The sequence below is a fragment of the Streptomyces sp. E2N166 genome (assembly GCF_003671715.1).
In the GTDB taxonomy this organism is placed as follows: domain Bacteria; phylum Actinomycetota; class Actinomycetes; order Streptomycetales; family Streptomycetaceae; genus Streptomyces; species Streptomyces thinghirensis.
On sequence record NZ_RAIF01000027.1, the window covers coordinates 273,343 to 275,338 of the forward strand.

The 1,996-nt window shown below is 74.1% G+C and carries 2 protein-coding genes; one reads left to right on the forward strand and one right to left on the reverse strand.

All coding sequences use genetic code 11. The annotated features are described in order from the left end of the window. A partial coding sequence (locus EBH09_RS21800; protein WP_238697402.1) for a hypothetical protein occupies positions 1-841 on the forward strand: 841 nt, incomplete at its 5' end. 138 nt (positions 842-979) lie between these two features. Here EBH09_RS21800 and EBH09_RS21805 read toward each other — a convergent pair. Further along, positions 980-1,996 (reverse strand): carbohydrate-binding protein (locus EBH09_RS21805; protein WP_238697403.1); only part of this gene is annotated, 1,017 nt, incomplete at its 5' end.

Sequence of the window (1,996 nt, forward strand, 5' to 3'; positions counted from 1 at the left end):
GCCCTCGCTGGTGCTGGACCGGCTGCCCGGCGGGGACGGCGGCTCCGAGCAGCCGTTGGCGGCCGAGACCGCGCGACCGACCGGTGCCCCGGAAGACCCCGCTCAGTCCGGGCGGGCCACGCGCGAGCACCCCTTCCGCGGCTCGCCGGCCGAGCGGTGGGCCGAGGGCGCCGACGCCATCGAGATACCGGAGGCGAAGGCACTCGCCGGCATGAGCAAGGAGGACGTGGCGTTCGCGCTGCGCCGCACCAAGGAGCTGCTGGTCGCCGCCAACCTCGACCCCGGCGTACTGCGCGGGGAACGGCCGGACAAGGCGCTGGCCGTGCTCGACCCGAAGCAACCGGAGCTGCTGCCCAAGCTGCGCCGGTCGCTGCGCGCACCGGACGAGGAGTACGACCCGCTCAAGCTCTTCACCCGCTTCGACCCGGCCGAGACCCGCCTGGCCGGCGACGTGGTCAAGGTGCGCGGCCGCATGACGTTGGCCGCGGGGAAGCCGGGCGTGGTGAAGGTGAACGCGGACTACACCTTCGTCTACCCGCTGGTGCGGGCGGAGGGAGGCGACGGCGAGGTGGCGCGCACGATCGTCCGCCGCGTGCTCACCCTGACGCTGAACGACCCGGCCAGGTGGGACGTGACCGAGGGCAAGCTCCTGCTGGAGAAGTACTTCACGGAGCAGGGCAACACCGCCTGCGGCGTCCACGACGGCTATCTGCACCCCCGGTTCGCCGGCGACGGTCCCAGCGGTGAGCGGCCGACCGGGCCTCTGACGGACCCCTACGACCGCAGTCAGCCCCTCACCGGGTCCGGGTCGGAGGACTGCGGGCGGGTCACCCGCACCTGACCCGAACGCCTCCCGCGTACCCGAGGCGTGACCGGGCCCGGGTGCTCTCCCACTGCGCACCCGGGCCCGTCCCGTCGTCCCCGTGGACGCCCCCCGCGGGTCGTCCCGGGGGCCGTCCCCCGTGGGTCCCTCAGCCGCTCAGACCCGCTGCCACAGCGCCGGAACGTTCGACGGCTCCCAGCCCTGCTGGGCCTGGTGGCCCTGGAGGCAGCGGTAGGTGGCGCCGCCGTACGTCACCGTGTCGCCCGGCTGGTAGACGGTGCCGGCCGCCCAGGTGCCGCCGGGCTCGCCCGGGTCCTCGCCGCCGTCACCGGTCGTCTTCAGGGTGAGGCCGTAGTTCTGGAGCAGCGGGTTGATCGGCTGGTAGAACGTCGTGCCGCCGCTGCGGCAGTCGCCCGAGCCGCCCGAGGTGACGCCCTGCGCCTGGCTGCCCGAGATGTACGAGCCACCCGAGTCGCCGGGCTCGGCGCACACCGTGGTGCGGGTGACGCCGCTGATGGTGCCCTCGGGGTAGGTCACGCTGGTGTTGTGCTGCTGGATGGTGCCGCAGTGCCAGCCGGTGGTGGAACCGGAGCGGCACACGGACGCGCCGACCGGCGCCTGGGTCGACCCGGTGACCTGGACGTTCTGGCCTCCGGCGCCGCTGACGTACGGAGTCGCGGTCCACTGGGAGTTGGTCGCCACCCACGCCATGTCGCGTCCGGGGAAGATCGACCCCTGGAAGGTGCCCTGGGCCACCCGGTTGGCGCCGCTCGTGCTCGCCCCGGTCCGCCCGCAGTGACCGGCGGTGGCGAAGCCCTGCTGACTGCCCTTGGTGACGGGGAAGCCGATCGAGCAGCGCCCACTGTTGTTGATGTAGTACGCCTCACCGCCCCGCAGGTCGTAGAACGGCCGGGGCTGCTCGGCCGACGTCTCGACCCGGGCGAGCCCGGCGTCGACACCGGCCGCGTCGAGGAGCGCGCGCGCCGCGGACGGGCGTACGGCCTGCACGGTGACGGTGTTCGTCCGCACGTCGACGTACCGGACCGGCGCGTCGGTGGTGTTCCGGTCGGCGGCGGCCCGGTCCAGCCGGGACTTGGCCGCGTCGAGGTCGGCGAGGGAGTGGCGTACGACCTTCGCCACGGCGCCCTCGGCCTCGATCGTCGCGGCGTCGCC